Raw genomic sequence first — 18552 nt, 5'->3', positions numbered from 1 at the left:
ACGCGAAATCCCCTGCGAATCAGGCCTTGTTCACCACCACCAGGGTACGCGGCTCGTCCAGCCCGGGAACCGTCAGGGTGTGGTGATGCCCTTGCCATTGCGCGGGCAAGGTGGCCAGCTCCTCTTCCGTACTGGCCGCTTTCATGGCCAGCAGACGGGTATTGTCAGTCATTATGGGCGTCATCAGCGCCAGCATGTCCGACAAGGAGGCAAAGGCCCGGCAAATAATTTGTGATGGTGCTTTACGGTACTGTTCCACGCGACCGTGTACAACCTCCACGTTATCCAGACCCAACTCACGTCGCGCCTGACGCACAAAACGGGTCTTCTTGCCGTTGGAATCCAGCAGCGTAAAGGACTGGTGCGGACGGGAGACGGCCAGGATGATGCCGGGAATGCCCGCACCGGTGCCCACGTCCAGGGTGTCGCCCTCTTCTCCGTCTGCCAGGTAGGGCAGCACCGCCAGGGAATCGAGCAGGTGGCGGGTGACCATTTCCTGCGGATCACGGATGGCGGTCAGGTTATAGGCCTGATTCCATTTCACCAGCAACTCCACATAGTTGAGCAGTAGTCGCTGCTGATCGTCGCTGAGGGACAGGCCCAGGGCATCAATGCCCCGGGACAGGGTGCGGGCCAGTTGTGCAGGAAGGCTCATGCTTGTTGGGCGGCCTTTTTCTGGTGGTGGTGTTTTTTGAGGTAAATCATCAGCAGGGAGATCGCCGCCGGCGTCACACCGGGAATACGACCGGCCTGACCCAGGGTTTCCGGGCGCACGGTGCCGAGCTTCTGTTTCACTTCGTTGGACAGGCCTTTCACCTGCTCGTAGTCGAAGTCCGCCGGCAGCACGGTGGTCTCCGCGGCGCGCAGCTTCTCGATTTCGTCGGTCTGGCGATCAATGTAGCCGGCGTACTTGGCCAGAATCTCCATCTGCTCGACCACGTCGGCGGCCGGGCGATCTTCCAGCGCCACCGCATCGGCCAGGCTGGCGTAATCCAGCTCGGGACGCTTGAGCAGATCCATCAGGCTGTATTCACGGGTCAGCGGCTTTTCGATCAGGGCATTCACCGCTTCCGCCTGGGGCGTTTGCGGACGCACCCAACTGTCTTTCAGACGTTGCTCTTCCTTGACCATGCCTTCGCGCTTGGCGTTGAAGGCTACCCAGCGCTCATCGTCGACCAGGCCCAGCTCACGGCCCTTTTCGGTGAGGCGCAGGTCCGCATTGTCTTCGCGCAGCAGCAGACGGTATTCCGCGCGGCTGGTGAACATGCGGTAAGGCTCCTGGGTGCCCATGGTGATCAGATCGTCCACCAGCACACCGATGTAGGCTTCGTCACGGCGCGGGGTCCAGGCCTCTTTCTCCTGACTCAGCAATGCCGCATTCAGGCCCGCCAGCAACCCCTGGGCACCGGCTTCTTCATAACCGGTGGTGCCATTGATCTGCCCGGCAAAGAACAGGCCCGGCATGTGCTTGGTCTCCAGGCTGTGCTTGAGATCCTGGGGATTGAAGAAGTCGTACTCGATGGCGTAGCCGGGCCGAGTAATGTGAGCATTCTCGAACCCCCGGATGGAGCGCACCGCCTGCAGCTGCACATCGAACGGCAGGCTGGTGGAGATGCCATTGGGGTACAGCTCGTGGGTATCCAGCCCTTCCGGCTCCACGAAAATCTGGTGGGTATCCTTGTCCGGATAACGATTCACCTTGTCTTCAATGGACGGGCAGTAACGCGGGCCAGTACCTTCGATCACGCCGGTAAACATGGGGCTGCGATCAAAGCCACTGCGAATAATGTCGTGGGTCTGCGCATTGGTGTGGGTGATATAGCAGCAGATCTGGCGCGGGTGCTCTTCCACCTTGCCCAGATAGCTCATCACCGGTAGCGGGGTATCGCCCCACTGCTCTTCCATCACCGAGAAGTCCACGGTCTTGCCATCGATACGCGGTGGGGTACCGGTCTTGAGACGATCCACCCGGAACGGCAGCTCACGCAGGCGCTGGGCCAGGGCATTGGACGGCTGATCGCCGGCGCGACCGCCCTGATGGTTATCCAGACCAATATGGATAACGCCGCCCAGGAAGGTGCCCGTACACAACACCACCGCATCGGCATGAAAACGCAGGCCCATGTTGGTAACGGCGCCGACACAGCGGCCATTGTCCACGATCAGGTCATCTACGGGCTGCTGGAAGATGGTCAGGTTGAGCTGGTTTTCCAGGGTCTCGCGGATCGCTGCCTTATAGCGGATACGGTCGGCCTGGGCACGGGTGGCACGCACCGCCGGGCCCTTGCGAGCGTTGAGCACACGAAACTGGATGCCGCCTTTATCGGTGGCACGGGCCATGGCGCCGCCCAGGGCATCAATCTCGCGCACCAGATGGCTCTTGCCAATGCCGCCAATGGCCGGGTTGCAGCTCATCTGGCCCAGGGTCTCGATATTATGCGTGAGCAGCAGGGTGGACACGCCCATACGCGCAGACGCCAGGGCGGCTTCGGTACCGGCATGACCGCCACCGATCACTATCACGCCAAAACGCTGGGAATAATCCATCTGACAACAACCTCGCAGGCTTGCCTGCTGCTCAAAATATGATCAAAGGGCGCGATAGTATAGAAGGAACGCACCATGCTGCAAGCATCACGCGACACGCCACGCAAACCAGAGCGTAAAGCGAGTAACGAGTTTCGAGGAGCGAGTTGCGAAAGGCCAAAACCCTCAGCCTGATTTTCTTTTTTTCGAAACTCGACACTCGCGACTGAATCCATGCACCACCGCTTGCGTGTAAGCTATTCTACTATAGAACCCTGATCTCTCTTAACCGGAAAACCCCTTGGATTCTCTCAACCTGTTTCTTCTGATTGGCACCGGCCTGATGTTTACCGGCTTGCTGCTGGGCTCCTTGAGTGCCCGGTTCGGGGTGCCATCGCTGCTGATCTTTCTGGTGGTGGGGATGGTGGCCGGAGAGGACGGCCTGGGCGGGATTGAATTCGACGACTTTTCCACCGCCTATGTCATCGGCAACATCGCGCTGGCGGTGATCCTGCTGGATGGCGGCCTGCGCACCCGGCTAAGCACCTTCAAACTCGGTCTGTGGCCGGCCTTGAGCCTGGCCACCCTTGGCGTGGCCATTTCTGCCGGGCTGGTGGGTGCCTTCGCGACCTGGCTGATGGGGGTCGACTGGCGAGTGGGGCTGTTGCTGGGTGGCATCATCGGTTCCACCGATGCGGCGGCGGTGTTCAGCGTCATCAAGGGAGCCGGGGTGAGGCTCAATGAGCGGGTGGCCAGCACGCTGGAGATCGAGTCCGGCCTCAACGACCCCATGGCTATCTTTATCACCCTGATGCTGGTGGGCATGCTGGTGGATCCGGATGCCAATTGGGGCTTCGGCATGATCTGGACCCTGCTGCAACAATTTGGCCTGGGTGCCCTGCTGGGCCTCTTACTGGGTGTGGTGATCAGCGAATTGCTGCTGCGGGTACGCAGCAACGAGGGCTTGCATGCCCTGCTGCTGTGCAGCGGCGGCGCCATGGTGTTTGCTATCACCAACCTGGCCGGTGGCTCCGGCTTTCTGGCCATTTACCTGACCGGCCTGGTGGCCGGGAACCGAGGTGGTGGTACTGGTGACAACGTGCTCAAGTCCATGGATTCCATGGCGTGGCTGGCCCAGTCCGGTATGTTCCTGATCCTGGGTCTGTTGGTGACGCCCTCGCGGCTCACCGATCACCTGATGTGGGCCCTGGCCGTGGCCGGCTTCCTGATGCTGCTTGCTCGCCCCGTTGCCGTGTGGATCAGCCTGCTGCCCTTCCGCTTCAAGGCACGGGAAGAGGTTTTTATTGCCTGGACCGGCCTGCGGGGCGCCGTGCCGATTGTCCTGGCGGTGTTCCCGCTGCTGGCCGGTGTAGAGCAGACCTATCTGCTGTTCGATATCACCCTGGTGGTGGTGCTGATCTCGCTGGTCGGCCAAGGCGCCAGCCTGCGCTTCATGGCGCGGCGCATGAAAGTGTCCATCCCGCCCTCCACGGAACCCCGGCAAACGGTGGCGCTGGCTGCGCCGCGGGACCGCTACCTGTTGCAGTTCGAGGTAGAGACCGGCGCCAAGGCCGTGGGCAAACCCCTGGCCGAACTCTCTGAAGAAGATCGCACCCCGCTGATGCTGTATCGCGAGCACAAGGTGCACAGCCCCAGAGACGAGCCCGTGATTGAAGCCGGCGACCTGATCAGCTGGCTGGCACCACTGGCCCACAAACCGGCCCTGTCTGACCTCTGTCATTACATGAGTCAGGATGAAAAACGCTATTACGGCAACTTCTCTGTGCTCGGTAAAACCCCGGTGGCACAGCTGGTGGCCGTGTACGGCGTCGAATCCCCTCCTCCACTCTGGCAAGGCCTCACCGTGGCAGAGCTGTTTACCAAACAGGTAGGGAAACAGGCGGTGGTCGGTGATACGGTACGCATCAGTGGCCTGCGACTGCGGGCCAGATCGGTAGAAGACGGGCTGGTGGTAATGGCTGGCCTGAAACTGCCGGGGTAAAACATCAGTATCGAGTGACGAGACGCGAGTTTCGAAAGGCAAAACCGGTTTGGCTTTTCGCAACTCGAAACTCGTCACTCGCGAATCCTCACTCAACCCCTCAAGCACACAAGGATGGATCATGGCCCGTTTCGATAATCACCGTATTCTGATCACTGGTGCTGGCGCCGGCATTGGCGCCCTGATGGCGCATGAATTTGCCAGGCAGGGGGCCGAGGTTATTGTCACCGCACGGCGCATCAGTGCCGCCCGGGAAGTGGCAGACAGCATCAAGGCTGCCGGTGGCAAGGCCCATCCCTATGTACTGGATGTGAGCAAGATTGCTTCCATTGCCAAATTCCGCGACAAACTCCACGAGGAAGTGGGCCCAATCACCGCACTGATCAACAACGCCGGGGTTGTGTTCGGTGGCGAGTTCGAGCAAGTAGACCTGGAACAGCACCTGAATACTTTCCGCATCAACACCGAAGGGCTGATCGCCACAACCCATGCCTTCCTTGAGGATCTGATTCAGGCCAAACAGGGCTACCTGGTCAACATTGCCAGCGCCTCCGCCTTTGTGGGACTGCCCTATGGCAGTACCTATGCAGCGAGCAAATGGGCAGTGGTGGGTTTCTCCGAATCCATCCGTCTGGAGCTCAGTGTGCGCAAGATCAAGCACGTGTCGGTGACGACCGTCTGCCCCAGCTACATCTCCACCGGCATGTTCGATGGCGTGAAGACACCCATGTTCACCCCCATGCTGACGCCCGAGAAAGTGGTGAAAAGCATCATCAAGGGCATGCAGAAGAAAGACAGCTTTGTGATCGAACCTCCCATTGCCAAATCCACCGAGCTGCTGAAGGCCGCGCTGCCTCAAAAGATATGGGACGAGGTGGCTTACCGCATCGGCGTATCCACATCGATGTATAGCTGGAAGGGGAAGAAGTAGGGCAGCTGCGAGGAAAACCCTTGCTACAACGCCGCTGTGGGAACTTGCCTGCAAGCGATCCGAGCCTAGGCGAGGTAAGGATTCCAGAAGCGAGTTTTGAGTACCGAGTTTCGAAAACCTAAAACCGGTAGCCGGGCATCAGGTTTGGGGTTCTGCCTTTCAAAACTCGGTACTCGTGACTAGAACCTTTTTACCTCGCCCAGGCTCGGATCGCTTGCAGGCAAGTTACTCGCTGCGCTCCCCCCTTCGGGGCCGCACTCCGTGCGTTACTCCGCTTCGCTACGTTCCTACCGCGGCTTCGACGCAATGTTCCGTTTTCCTGTCTAGTAGCAGCTCGAAGCTCAATTCTCCGTGAACGCCCATTCACCGTAACGCCGACCCCCGGCCGCCTTGACAGTCAATGTCTTTACCCTGGCTTTCCCCAACAATGCGCCCCGTGATCCGCTGTCCCTATATGACAGCCTGACTGATTCTGACCGAGGGAATTCCGATGCCGAACTATAAGGCTCCCGTGCGCGACATGCGCTTTTTGATGAACGAAGTGTTCGATTTCGAGAGTCACTACAAGACCTTGCCGAACGGTGAAGACGCTACCCCGGATATGGTGGAAGCCATCATCGGTGAAATGGCCAAGCTGTGTGAAAACACGATTGGTCCGCTGTACCAGAGCGGTGATGAGGAAGGCTGTAAGCTGGAAAATGGCGTGGTCACTACTCCGAAAGGCTTCAAGGAAGCCTATGCCGAGTTCCAGGCTGGTGGCTGGCAGGGTCTGAGCCACCCGGTGGAGTACGGCGGCCAGGGCCTGCCCATGTCTCTGGGCCTGATCAAGCAGGAAATGATGGCCACCGCCAACTGGTCATTCTCCATGTACCCGGGCCTGTCTCTGGGTGCCATGAACACCATCCAGCTGCACGGCTCTGAAGAGCAGAAGCAGGAGTACCTGGTACCGCTGACCGAAGGTACCTGGGGCGGCACCATGTGTCTGACCGAGCCCCAGTGTGGCACTGACCTGGGTCAGGTAAAGACCAAGGCCGAGCCGCAGGCGGATGGCAGCTACAAGATTTCCGGCACCAAGATCTTCATCTCCTCCGGCGATCACGACATGGTGGAAAACATTGTCCACATCGTGCTGGCTCGCCTGCCAGATGCGCCGAAAGGCACCAAGGGTATCTCCCTGTTCATCGTACCGAAGTACCTGCCGGGCAAGATCGGCGAAGACAACGGTGTGAATGTGGGATCCCTGGAAAAGAAAATGGGCATCAAGGCATCCGCCACTTGTGTGATGAACTTTGATGAAGCTACCGGCTTCCTGATCGGCCCGGAAAACAAAGGCCTGGAGTGCATGTTCACCTTTATGAACACCGCACGTCTGGGTACCGCCATGCAGGGTATCGCCCACGCTGAACTGTCTTACCAGGGTGCCCTGCCTTACGCCAAAGAGCGTAAGTCCATGCGTGCGCTGTCTGGCAAGAAAGAGCCGGATGCCATTGCTGATAGCCTGATCCATCACGGTGACGTACGCCGCATGCTGCTCAAGCAGAAGGCCATCGCCGAAGGTGGTCGCGCCATGCTGTACTTCTCTGCCCAGTACGCCGATAACATGATTTCCGGCATCCTGGAAAACGACATGAAGAAGTACGAGCACTGGGATAGCGAGCTGGGCTTCTTCACCCCAATCCTGAAAGGCTTCCTCACTGAGAAAGGTCTGGAAGTAGCCAACGACGGCATGCAGGTGTTCGGTGGCCACGGCTACATCAAGGAACACGGCATGGAGCAGATCGTGCGTGACGCACGTATCTCCACCCTGTACGAAGGCACCACTGGCATCCAGGCACTTGACCTGCTGGGTCGTAAAGTACTGCTGACCACCAAGGGCAAGTGTGTCCGTGACTTCACCAAACAGCTGGTGGAATTCGGCACCAAGAACCTGCGTGATCCCAAGCTGCGTCCGTTTGCCTGGAAGCTGCTGAAGATTGCCGCCGAGTGGAACTACCTGACGACCCGCATCATGCTGGTAGCCGCCAAGGATCGTGACATCGTTTCCACTGCCAGCTACGACTTCCTGATGTACAGCGGCTACGCCATGATGGCGTACTTCTGGGCACTGCAGGCAGGCGTAGCCAAGGACAAGCTGGAGAATGGCGGTAACGAGCCTGCCGAGTTCTACAAGGCGAAACTGGCCACCGCCGAGTTCTACTTCGAGCGCATGCTGCCCAGCGCCAAGGGTCACGCGGAAGCGGCCCTGAAGCCGACCCGCAGCATCATGAAGCTGAAAGCCGAAGATTTCTCCTTCGACTATGAGTAATCTTCAGCGTTGATGCGCAGTGCAGTAAAAAAGGGCGATCTTCGGATCGCCCTTTTTTTCAGTCTCCAATCAGCCATTCACTCTCCCAAAACCGCAACGACACTTTTTCACAGCGAAATTTTCACCTCATGAAAATCACTGTTTCATAATCTGGAATCAAGCGACTCCCTTTGATCTAAAGATCCGATGGTTAGCAGGCAAAGCTGTAAATAAATCTCAATGACAGTCGCCAACCTCATAAAAATTATCATGATTTTTGATTCCTTTTTTTGGGAATGCCGCGCTTCCATTTGTGTCCTGTTCTTAGTCTTTGAAAAACTAATTGTTAATTTTTGTCCGTACCAAATTCCCAATTTCAGGAATGGGTTTTCCCCATTTGGGAATCTCATAAAAGACGAAAAAATTGACTCGGTTTTTTAACCTGTTAAGCGCCAATCTCTGATCCCCTCTGTCGCATTTCCCGGAAATCAAAAACCTCAATTTCCGCCTCATTATTTCTACCTATCATGCATTCCCTTCACGGCAGTTTTACTCTCGACGTAATCAATCTGGAACGAATAGGAATCGGTCTTTTCATTGCAGTTTGATGCATTTTTTCCGAGAGACCTCTGGGAAAGAACAAGGGGGAAACAGGGCCAGGACGGCTCTGCTCAAAAGGACGTGACCCAATGGATTTATGGAGAGAATCATGAAGCCGAAAATCTTCAACCACAGAACCTGGCTCAAGAGTCAGATAACAGGCGCAGGCAGAGTGCTGCTTGCTGCTTTCGTCTGCCTGTTGATGCCAACGCTTGCACAGGCATCCCATGACACCGGTGTTTTCGAACTGGATGAAAATGCCATTGATGAGGGCGGGGTACCGGGCGGTGATGCCAACCTCATCTACTGTGATTTTATCGACCCGGATCGAACGGGGGCCTGTACAGGCATTGCTGCCTCAACCCATATCGTGTCGGCCTTCCACATCGACAAGGTGAATGACGGCAGCGATGATATTTTTGCCGGCGCCAAGGATTCCAACGATATCCTCAACGGAAAGCGGGACTGGGGATGGAAGCTCGGCAGCGCCAATGACAAGAATGATATTGGCCATGTGTTCATCTCTCTGGAGCGCGCCCCGGGCGTGGATGTGAACCAGGACGGCAAGGATGACTACTTCCTGTTCTTCGGTCTCGATTCCTATGCCCCCAACGGAGATGCCGCCATCGGTTTCTGGTTCCTGCAGAACCCGGTCAGTGCCATTGAGGGCGGCGACTTCAGTCATGGTCATGTACCGGGCGACATTCTGGTTCAAGCGGATCTCACCAATGGTGGCCGCGTGGGTCGTTATGATGTCTATACTTGGGGCCCCAACAACAAGCTCAACCAACCCGTTGCGCCTTCACAGGGCGAGCTGACCCTGGCCATTGAAAGCTCTGACTGCGGCGACAGTGGAGCCAATGATCAAGCCTGCGGGGTTACCAACCCGATTGCGACGACGGCACCCTGGCCTTATACCACCAAAGGGGTAGACGGTATCAGCCCGGACTTTCCGGCGATTACCTACTTTGAAGGTGGCCTGAACCTGAGTGCCCTGTATGACGGCGAGATTCCCTGCATTGGTGCCTACATTGCCGAGACCCGCCAATCCCAGTCCGAAACGGCAGAGCTGGAAGACATGGTGATCAACGACTTCGATCTGTGCAGCCTGGATGTGCGCAAGACCGGTCCGGACCTGTCCAAGGTGGGTGATACAGTCAGCTACAAGGTCGAAATTGAAAACGACGGCGCCCTGCCCATCACCAAGAACCTGATCAATGACACTCTGGTGGGTGATCTTACCGATGGCAGCAATGCCGCCATCATGAAGTTCGAAAACTGCGGCTCCGCTCTTGAGGCCGGCGACATCTGTACTATCGAGTACGACTACACCGTGCCGGATGTCAGCAGCCCTTTGAAGAATACCGTTACCGCTACCTACCTGTTCGGCACAGATACCGCTTCTGATTCCAGCAGCCATGATGTCGATCTGTTCAGCCCCTCTGTGGATCTGGACAAGCAGGTGAGTGATGGTAACGGGGGCTTCAATGATGGCCCCGCACAGATTCTTCAAGGCGATTCGGTGACGTATAAAATTCTGGTGAAAAATACCAGCAGCAGTAATACGCCAACGCTGTCCTGCACCGTGACCGACAATACCCTCGCCATTGATCCCAATGACACTGATGGTGATGGTAATGCCAATACCATCGATATCATGGTGACCCCTGGCGCCACCCAGACCATCACCGCCAACTCCGGCGCACTCAATAATCCCGGCAGCATTATCAACACGGCATCAGTGAGCTGTAGTCCCGCCGGATTCGTCAATGTGGTGGCGGATACCGACACCGTGACGGTTCGGGTGAAACGTCGCGAGAGCACCATTACGGTCACCAAAACCGGCGACAACTTCACCAAGGCCGGTGATGCAGTGAACTACGTTATCACCATTGCCAATGGTGGCGGCTCCGATTCCAATCTGACGCTGGACAGCGTAATGGACAGCCTGTTGGGTGATCTGGCCGATGGCACCAATCCCGCCATTACCTCCAGCGATTGCCCGGTGTCGCCCGCGACGCTGAATATCGGCAGCAGCTGTACCATCAAGCTCACCCGCACCACCCAGGCCACTGACACCGATCCACTGGTCAACACGGTCACCGTCAGTGCCAGTGACACCTTTGGCAACACCGCTTCGGATAATGACAACCACAGTGTCACGGTGGTTAAGCCTGGCATTACCGTCACCAAGACCTGTCTGAGTGAACCGGTGGAACCAGGTACCTCTGCCAACTTCCGGATTGATATCACCAATACCGGCGACGTGGATCTGCTGGTGGACATCAGTGATCCCATACTCGGCATCAATGATCTGGACGTGATGTTTGGTACCAGTGAAAGCTGTACCTATGACAACAATGCGTCTGACGGCTGTTTGCGGATCGAAGCCGGTGTGATTGCAGGCACCAGCCCGGTGACCACCCAGGTGGATATCACTGCAACGCTACCCGCAATGACCGGCTTGCCGAACGTGCTGCAAGACTCTGCGGGTGACACTTGCGATGTGCAGCAAGGCGGTGACGCTACTCGCACCCTGGGCTTCTGGAAGTCCCATGGCAGCGATGGCGATCGTAACTACCCGAGTCCGGTCGATTTCGGTTACACCTGCCACGTTGCCCGTGACCATGTGGCGTTCCCCATCGATCTTGGCTGGAAGACCCTGCATGACTGCGCAGACGTGTTCGGCATCTTCTGGTCCAGCATGGGCAAACAGTCCGACGCTGTAGACGGTGCTCGCCGTACCCAGATCTGTCGAACCAAGCTGCACTCCTCCTGGCAACTGATGGCCGCCATTCTCAATGACGGACTCAGCAACGGGGCTACCGTACCCACCGATACCAAAACCGGTTTGTCCCTGATCGACGCTATGGTGAATGCACTTAGTGGCAACAACCGCAAAGAGATCAATCGTCTGCAAGGTCTGCTGGATGAGTACAACAACTCCGGCGACGACGTGAGTATCGAAGATGCGGATGGCGCCATCATCCCGCCGGCTGATCCCAACGGCACTCGGGATCTTGCGGACTACACCGCTGGAGATTGCTGACACAACAGGTAAGGAGGTAAGCCAAAGGGCCGATCTTTGATCGGCCCTTTTTTATGCTAAATCGCGCAATTCCGGGATCCTCTGTGCAAACGTTGGCCAGGTGCTATGATCAGGATATCGGTCTGGGTGTACCCAAAGTGCAACAGGGATTAAGGATAATCCAATGCCTTCATGGACCCGCTATGCCAGCCTGTGGATCGGCGCTGTTCTGGTCAGCCCCATTGCGTTGGCTCAGGAATTCATTGTGTCCCACCCGGGTGACAGCGGACCTGGCTCCCTGGCTCATGCCATTGATCTCGCCAATCAGCAGCCGGGCGAAGATATCATTCGATTTGTCAGCGACCTGTTCAAAGAACCGCACACGCTTATTCTCCGCCACCCCCTTCCCGATATTACTGATCCCCTGATCATCGACGGCTATATACCGGAGCGACTGTGGAGACCCACAGGCATCACTCTGGATGCAGGCAAGCACTTCAACCTGATACGGCTAAAGCCCGATATTGATCTCACGCTTCGCTATCTGACGCTAAGTAACGGCAAGGCAGACAAGGGCGGGGCCATCTTCAGTGAGGGTAATCTGGTACTCGACAGCCTGTTATTGATGAATAACCAGGCCACGCTGGGTGGGGCCATCTTTCAGCAAGGCGGTAGCCTCACCCTGATCAACAGCACCCTGCTCGACAATCATGCCAGCGAGCAAGGCGGTGCTCTGTATTCCGATCAAGGCAAACTCACCCTGACCCACAACACCATCATCGCCAACCAGGCACCGCAGGCCGCCGGATTATTTCGCCATGGAGCACTGCAGCTTTCCAACAACATTGTTGCCAACAATGTGCCCGGAAAGGATGCCGTGTGCCGCAGCCCCACGGAGCCAGACAGTCACGCCAATCTGATCATGCAGTCCGACGGCTGCGGTACACCTCGTTTTCAGGAAGACCCCAGACTGGATATGCTGGGTTACTACAACGGGCCAACCCGGTCACTGCCCCTGCGCGGCAACAGCCCGGTAATCAACCAGGCGGATAACGCGCTTTCCGTTGATGAGAAAGGTGAGGCACTGGAATGGGATCAACGGGGTAACGGCGACCCCCGTTTTGCCGGCGGCATCGCGGACATGGGTGCCTTCGAAAAACAGGCCGTGATCCAGCTGCAGGTGGACACCCTCTCCGACGACGATCTGCGCCGCTGCACCTCCCTGAGTGAGGACTGTTCACTGCGCGGCGCCCTTGCCCTGCTCAACGCCTCGAAACAGCTCAGCACCCTGACACTGGACCCTCAGGTCTTCAATGGTGAAACCACCCTTCAACTGCTCAAACCGCTACCGCGCGTGCAACGTGATGCAACCCTGCACCTCAAGCCGGGCCAATCGTTGCGCGTTAACGGCCATGGCGGCATCCAGACTCGGGAGGGCGTCCGTTTTACCATTCAGCCCCCGCCTTGAGCACAATCTGTATTACTGGTCCGTGTTTTCCTCAAGCGACAATCGCCACGGATATTGCACTGTTCGACTTTCCTCAATCACATGCAGCGTCATGGACGCCGGCACACCGGACAGACTCACCTGCGCGCGCACATTGTTTTGCTCGCTGCCCCATACTTGCAGCTGGTTACCCACAGGCTGACCGTCTGCATCGAACAGCTCCACCGCGACAAGTTGACCAATGCCGGTTGCCACATTCAGCTGCAGGGAATTTTCTGAAAGCGCCTGGGCCGTTAGTGAGACAGGGCCCTGAGTCCATTCTTCGCCCAGGGCAAGCGGGCCGTGCAGGGTGACGATCTTCTCGGGGATCTGCAGTTCCACCTGACCCGACAGCTCCGTTGGCTGCGCTCCCTCATACTCTCGGGTAGAGGCCACAGCCGAGCCAGTAAGATAGGCATGCGACGGCCGGAACTCATCATTGAAGAACATGCCCTCCTGCTTGAGACCAAAACCACCGCTCGCTTCGACCTCATGGCTGACGCCATTGCTATCGATAATTTCCTGCAACAGGATGTTGCCGGCCACCCGGTTACCCTCCAGCGCCGCAAGCTTCACCGTGCGCACATCCCACTGGGAATACAGCCCCTGAAAGCCCCCCGCCTGCACACTGGTCAGAGCCAACTGAACCGGCCCCGCCACCACCGTTCCCTTTGGTGGGTTACCGTAGTTATCGTATTGTGCGGCATCCGCAGGCAGAGGCTGTTGTAACGCTTCATCGACCGCGCGGCGATCAGTGATCTCCGGCAGACGCAGCGCTTGCGCAGAGAAATCCGTGTCCTGCCAGGGCTGAATGTTTTCGATCACGAAGGGGTAGCGCAACGGCTTCAGTTCAGTGGCGATCACCACTTCCACGCTCACCGGAGTGCCATGGTAGTCGTACTGATGCGCCTTGCCGGTTCCGAGCACCGGACCAAACGAAGAGTGACTCTGGCTGGCCAGCGGCTTGCCGTCCTTGTTAAGCGCACGGACCGCCAGAATTCGCGAAACATCCCCGCTGGTCACATAGGACAGGCTCTGCCCCTCACTGTTGCCAAACGCCACGCGTGCCCCGGCCAACTGTACGCTGGCACCGGTCACGGGCATCTGCACAACCCGGGCTTCAGTACGGGTAGCGACCTGTAACGTCATTTCCCCCTCAACCCGAGCCACGGCATCAAGAGACGTACCGGGCGCCAGCAGCACCTTCTTGTCTACCTCATGTTTGCCATAGTGCTGAAACTCGCCATCCGCATAATAGGTGCCATCCATGGTCTTGCTGAGCATGGCCGGATCCTGGTTTCGGTTCTGGCCACAGGACGGGGCAGGCATGATGGCGTTGCCACTCTGATCATAGATCCCGCTCACCACCAGGCTACCGCCCTGCTCTTTCGCGACATTGGTCAGGGAACGTCCCTGACCATTGAGCAACAGGTAAGAGCGGTTGTCGTTTTTTGGATCGACACCGATTTCCTTGATTCTTAACGCCAGCGGCCCCTGCTTCCATGCCGCATGAAAATGGTCATCCGGAATGTCATCAAAGGCCGCCAGGTTGGCAGGGTCGAACTGCAGGAAGAAACGCGCCGGGTTATCTTCCAGTTGCTCCTGGCGTTCTGTGTTTTCTTCACCGGCCATACTGGACGAGATGGAGAACATCTGCCCCATCACCGCTTGCCCCAGAGACATCAATTCTTCCCCGGCATTACCATCCAGCACCAGTGAGGCGCCCAGTTGATCCTTGCTGCGAACAACCGCAACGCGTTTGAGCAGTTTGACCGTCTCCGGCTCATGATGGGCAAGGGTGTCGGTAAGCTCCTGGAGCTGGTTGCGAAGCGCGTCAGCCTGGCTGTCCAGTGCCTGCGCGTCTGTGCCGCTGACGGTGGCTTCAAAGCGAATGCCCGGCGGCATGGCGGTAACACTTGCGCCCAGATAGGCTGCGGTCAACGGCCCCAGTGCCTGACTCGCCCCGCGCATCATCATGCCACTCATGCCACTCATGCCACGGGAAGATTCCGTCACTGCCGTTGGCGCAAATACCGTGGCGCTGGCCAGCTTGTCAGCCCGGTAAGTCTGCCAGGCAGCGAGGTCGATCGCTGCGGTACTGGATTGCCCGAACCGGGTTACCAACCCATCAATACGACTCTGTGTCGAAATCAGCAGACGATCTGTTTCGATCAATATGACCATTGGAGCGGAACGTTCACAGGTCATCTCATCCGTATAGTCAAACACCAGACGATTGGCCTGACTCTGGGATGGGTCAAGATCATAACGCTGTTTAACCAGCGCTTTGACCTTCTCCGGATCGAATTGACCGAGCAAGACTGCGGCAAACTCCAGCGCTTGATCTGCCTGGTATCCGGCCAGCAGAGCGGTATCCAGTTGCTTCTTGGGATCGATGCCCACACGAGCGAGATCACTGAGCAGATCTGTTCCCGAGGACGGCAAGGCCTCCGGGTCCGTGACCGTCATGAAACGCTGTTCTATGTCGGTGAGTTTTTTGACATCCAGGTGGGCCAGCAGCAACAGATCATCGCTGGCCAAAGCCGCTTCTGCTCGCTGGAGCAAGGGGTGCTGGTGGGTTTGCCACAACGGCTGGGTATACCAGCCAGCAAATGCCCCGACGCCGGCCAGGAGCAACACTGAGGCGGCAATCCAAAGCCCGCGTTTTGACGCCGGCTTTTCGCTGGATGAGGTCATCAATGGTGCGGAAGTCTGTGCGACGGACTGCAACGTGACGATTGCACCAGCCTCTTCAAAGACCTGCTGTACCCGCTTTGCCTTGGCTTCGTTATCGGTGGCCAGCACCGTGACAGGCCAATGCTGAAAAAAGCGTGTCCGGATGGTGTCCGGCTCCGTCTTCAGTCTGACGGCCAACGCTTCAATGCAGTCCTGCTGATCCACACCTTCCGCCAGTTCCCCGCGGAAAATCAGCTCAAAATCAGACACGGCATTCCCCTTACCCTAATTTTTGCCCATAAGGGAAACAGGAATGAGGGACAAGCGCAATTGCGGTGAGATCTAGGTGCGGTCGTTCACGTTGCGGTTCTTTTGCAGCCAATGGCAAACCGCGCCCATTATCAACACGACGATGTTGGCCGCGATGACGATTTCGGTGGCCAGTTCAGGACGGAACAGGTCGACAATCCAGGGCATGAGTGACACCCCCATGATCAGGGTGGCCAATAGCGTGGTGATATACAGCAGCAGAAATGCCCAGGTCAGTTCCGCCAGCAACAGGAGTGCCGTCACCACCAGCAGAATGCCAAAGCCCTGCCGGATCAGCACGGCCTGTTCCAGGTTGTCCGGCAGTGTCGAAACGAATTGAACCAGGTCCGGCAGGAAGCCCGTCACGAAAACCGCAGCCAGCATCAGTATCAAAAACCAGCGCAGTGTTTTCTCCAGACCCGCCGCATCTTCTCGGTGCGGCCTTTCGATGGTTTCCATCACCATTGGCGTTGCCCTCCGGCTCATCCGTGAACCCGTTCTCCCATTCTGTGTGAGGCAGGACAAATTTCCAATAGGCACTTATTTGCTTATATGACTCCTTGCCGGGCCATTGCCTCGACCTGCCAAACCCTGTTCACTCAGCATGCTGAATCCCCCGCTAACAACAGGCTAAGCCTGACCCTGCAAAACGGGCAAAAAAAACGGCCCCCTTGCGGGAGCCGTTTTTCACACTAACCGAAGGTTAGATCGAGAGACTTATACGTTCTCGAACTGACCCATGGTGTTGTGCTTACCACCAGCTTTCAGAGCAGCTTCACCAGAGAAGTACTCTTTGTGGTCATCACCGATGTTGGAACCGGCCATGTCCTGGTGCTTCACGGTAGCGATACCGCGACGGATTTCCTGACGCTGTACGCCGGCAGCGTAGGCCAGCATGCCTTGCTCACCGAAGTAGCCTTCTACCAGGGTGTCGGTAGACAGAGCAGCGGTGTGGTAGGTCGGCAGAGTGATCAGGTGATGGAATACACCGGCTTCACGGGCAGCATCACGCTGGAAGTTCTGACACCACTTGTCAGCTTCAGCAGCCAGCTCGGAGTCGTCGTAGTCAGCGCTCATCAGACGGGTACGGTCGTAACCGGATACGTCTTTGCCTTCCTTCTCCCACGCATCAAATACCTGCTGACGGAAGTTCAGGGTCCAGTTGAAGGACGGGCTGTTGTTGTACACCAGCTTGGCAGACGGCTCTTGCTCGCGGATGCGATCAACCATGCCTTTGATGTGCTCGATGTTCGGGGTCGGGGTTTCGATCCACAGCAGGTCAGCGCCGTTCTGCAGGCTGGTAACACAGTCCAGAACAACACGGTCGATGTTGGAATCGCGACGGAACTGGAACAGGCCGGAAGCCAGTTTGGTCGGCTTGATCAGCTTGCCAGCAGTCTTGACCAGAACGTCACCGTGCTGAACGGTGGACGGATCAGTCACTTCTTCGCCTTCCAGGAAGGAGTTGTACTGATCAGCCAGGTCACCTTCTTCGGTGGACACAGCGATCTGCTTGGTCAGGCCAGCACCTTCAGAGTCGGTACGGGCAACGATCACACCATCGTCAACGCCCAGCTCGAGGAACGCGTAACGTACGGCATTGATCTTGGCCAGGAAGTCAGCGTGAGGAACGGTTACTTTACCGTCCTGGTGGCCACACTGCTTCTCGTCGGAAACCTGGTTTTCGATCTGGATACAGCAAGCGCCGGCTTCGATCATTTGCTTGGCCATCAGGTAGGTGGCTTCCGGGTTACCGAAACCAGCATCGATGTCAGCGATGATCGGAACAACGTGAGTTTCGAAGTTGTCGATCTTGGCAATGATTTCAGCCTGCTTGGCAGAATCGCCAGCTTCTTTGGCGTCGTCCAGAGCACGGTACAGGTGGTTCAGTTCCCAAGCATCAGCCTGCTTCAGGAAGGTGTACAGCTCACGGATCAGGTCAGCAACGGTGGTCTTCTCGTGCATGGACTGATCAGGCAGCGGACCAAACTGGGAGCGCAGGGCAGCAACCATCCAGCCGGACAGGTACAGGTAACGACGCTTGGTGGTGCCGAAGTGCTTCTTGATAGAGATCAGCTTCTGCTGACCGATGAAACCGTGCCAGCAACCCAGGGACTGGGTGTACAGGCTGTTGTCGGCATCATAGGCAGCCATGTCTTCACGCATGGTCTTGGCATTGAACTTGGCGATATCCAGATGCGTGTTGAAACGGTTTTGCAAACGCATGCGAACAGCAGATTCCGGATTGATATCTTTCCAGGTGCTGTTGGCACCAATCACGGAGCTAAGTGCTTCGATATCTTTGGTGTATGACATGGTGAACCTCTGATATATGAAATTGGTTTATCGAGGCCGGGGAGGAGCAACCCTGTTCATGTCATGACATGCCGGCCTACCGATGCAGCGCATTCTAGTCCCCGGCAACCCATAAACATAATCAATATGATCTATTTTCGGTATTCACAGTGTGAATACACAAGATCCAGTGATCTGACCACTGCGTCACCCCTAGTACAGGGCGTTTCGCTGAATTTCCTTCAATGACAGCGGCCACTGTGACAGCCAGAACCATTCACTCAAACGACGCCATTTTTACACCCCACACACAGTGACCCTCTTGCCCCTTTGCTACTATGATCCGCTCTGCACAGTGATGAAAAAGCCCTGCAGGGTTGGCATGGAGAGTGCATTTCACTCTTGAACACTGTAA

The 18552-nt window shown here is 57.1% G+C and carries 10 protein-coding genes; 5 read left to right on the top strand and 5 right to left on the bottom strand.

What is annotated here, in order from left to right; genetic code table 11:
- Nucleotides 1-19: 19 nt before the first annotated feature.
- Together rsmG and mnmG are read right to left on the bottom strand one after the other, a co-directional pair.
- On the bottom strand, nt 20-655 hold the full coding sequence (gene rsmG, locus GFN93_RS02970; RefSeq protein ID WP_153498927.1) for a 16S rRNA (guanine(527)-N(7))-methyltransferase RsmG: 636 nt from the start codon (nt 653-655) through the stop codon (nt 20-22).
- Nucleotides 652-2547 (bottom strand): tRNA uridine-5-carboxymethylaminomethyl(34) synthesis enzyme MnmG, encoded by a 1896-nt coding sequence (gene mnmG / locus GFN93_RS02965; protein WP_153498926.1) that lies wholly within the window; start codon nt 2545-2547, stop codon nt 652-654. Before mnmG ends, rsmG begins: the two co-directional genes overlap by 4 nt.
- Before the next feature lie 280 nt (nt 2548-2827).
- On the opposite strand from mnmG, the gene GFN93_RS02960 reads away from it, so the two are divergent.
- The 5 genes from GFN93_RS02960 to GFN93_RS02940 all read left to right on the top strand — a co-directional run bounded on the left by GFN93_RS02960 (nt 2828) and on the right by GFN93_RS02940 (nt 12839).
- Nucleotides 2828-4528: a potassium/proton antiporter gene (locus tag GFN93_RS02960; RefSeq protein WP_153498925.1), complete on the top strand. Its 1701-nt coding sequence runs from the start codon at nt 2828-2830 to the stop codon at nt 4526-4528.
- A 121-nt stretch (nt 4529-4649) separates the two neighbouring features.
- Nucleotides 4650-5459 carry an SDR family NAD(P)-dependent oxidoreductase gene (locus GFN93_RS02955; RefSeq protein ID WP_153498924.1) on the top strand — a complete coding sequence of 270 codons (810 nt, stop codon included), beginning with the start codon at nt 4650-4652 and terminating at the stop codon, nt 5457-5459.
- Between the two features lie 490 nt (nt 5460-5949).
- A complete protein-coding gene (locus GFN93_RS02950; protein ID WP_153498923.1) occupies nt 5950-7764 on the top strand; it encodes an acyl-CoA dehydrogenase C-terminal domain-containing protein in 1815 nt (604 codons plus the stop codon).
- A 688-nt stretch (nt 7765-8452) separates the two neighbouring features.
- Nucleotides 8453-11392, top strand: coding sequence for a COG1361 family protein (locus GFN93_RS02945; RefSeq protein ID WP_153498922.1), 2940 nt, complete (start codon nt 8453-8455; stop codon nt 11390-11392).
- 163 nt (nt 11393-11555) lie between these two features.
- Entirely contained in the window at nt 11556-12839 is a 1284-nt protein-coding gene (locus GFN93_RS02940; protein ID WP_153498921.1) for a choice-of-anchor Q domain-containing protein, read from the top strand.
- A gap of 12 nt (nt 12840-12851) precedes the next feature.
- Here the strand turns inward: GFN93_RS02940 and GFN93_RS02935 are convergent, their stop codons facing one another.
- The 3 genes from GFN93_RS02935 to GFN93_RS02925 form a co-directional block, all read right to left on the bottom strand.
- Entirely contained in the window at nt 12852-15803 is a 2952-nt protein-coding gene (locus GFN93_RS02935) for a hypothetical protein (RefSeq protein ID WP_153498920.1), read from the bottom strand.
- Between the two features lie 72 nt (nt 15804-15875).
- On the bottom strand, nt 15876-16307 hold the full coding sequence (locus tag GFN93_RS02930) for a hypothetical protein (RefSeq protein WP_153498919.1): 432 nt from the start codon (nt 16305-16307) through the stop codon (nt 15876-15878).
- Nucleotides 16308-16559: 252 nt separating this feature from the next.
- Nucleotides 16560-18158 (bottom strand): isocitrate lyase, encoded by a 1599-nt coding sequence (locus GFN93_RS02925; protein WP_153498918.1) that lies wholly within the window; start codon nt 18156-18158, stop codon nt 16560-16562.
- Nucleotides 18159-18552 lie beyond the last annotated feature (394 nt).

It is taken from the genome of Alcanivorax sediminis, from assembly GCF_009601165.1.
Lineage (GTDB): Bacteria > Pseudomonadota > Gammaproteobacteria > Pseudomonadales > Alcanivoracaceae > Alcanivorax > Alcanivorax sediminis.
This window is presented reverse-complemented; position numbering and strand designations above follow the sequence as displayed.

Bases quoted from the DNA above. Each gene is read 5' to 3' on its own strand.
- rsmG (WP_153498927.1), bottom strand. From the start codon at position 655: ATGAGCCTTCCTGCACAACTGGCCCGCACCCTGTCCCGGGGCATTGAT.
- mnmG (WP_153498926.1), bottom strand. From the start codon at position 2,547: ATGGATTATTCCCAGCGTTTTGGCGTGATAGTGATCGGTGGCGGTCAT.
- GFN93_RS02945 (WP_153498922.1), top strand. From the start codon at position 8,453: ATGAAGCCGAAAATCTTCAACCACAGAACCTGGCTCAAGAGTCAGATA.
- GFN93_RS02925 (WP_153498918.1), bottom strand. From the start codon at position 18,158: ATGTCATACACCAAAGATATCGAAGCACTTAGCTCCGTGATTGGTGCC.
- GFN93_RS02955 (WP_153498924.1), top strand. From the start codon at position 4,650: ATGGCCCGTTTCGATAATCACCGTATTCTGATCACTGGTGCTGGCGCC.
- GFN93_RS02950 (WP_153498923.1), top strand. From the start codon at position 5,950: ATGCCGAACTATAAGGCTCCCGTGCGCGACATGCGCTTTTTGATGAAC.
- GFN93_RS02940 (WP_153498921.1), top strand. From the start codon at position 11,556: ATGCCTTCATGGACCCGCTATGCCAGCCTGTGGATCGGCGCTGTTCTG.
- GFN93_RS02930 (WP_153498919.1), bottom strand. From the start codon at position 16,307: ATGGTGATGGAAACCATCGAAAGGCCGCACCGAGAAGATGCGGCGGGT.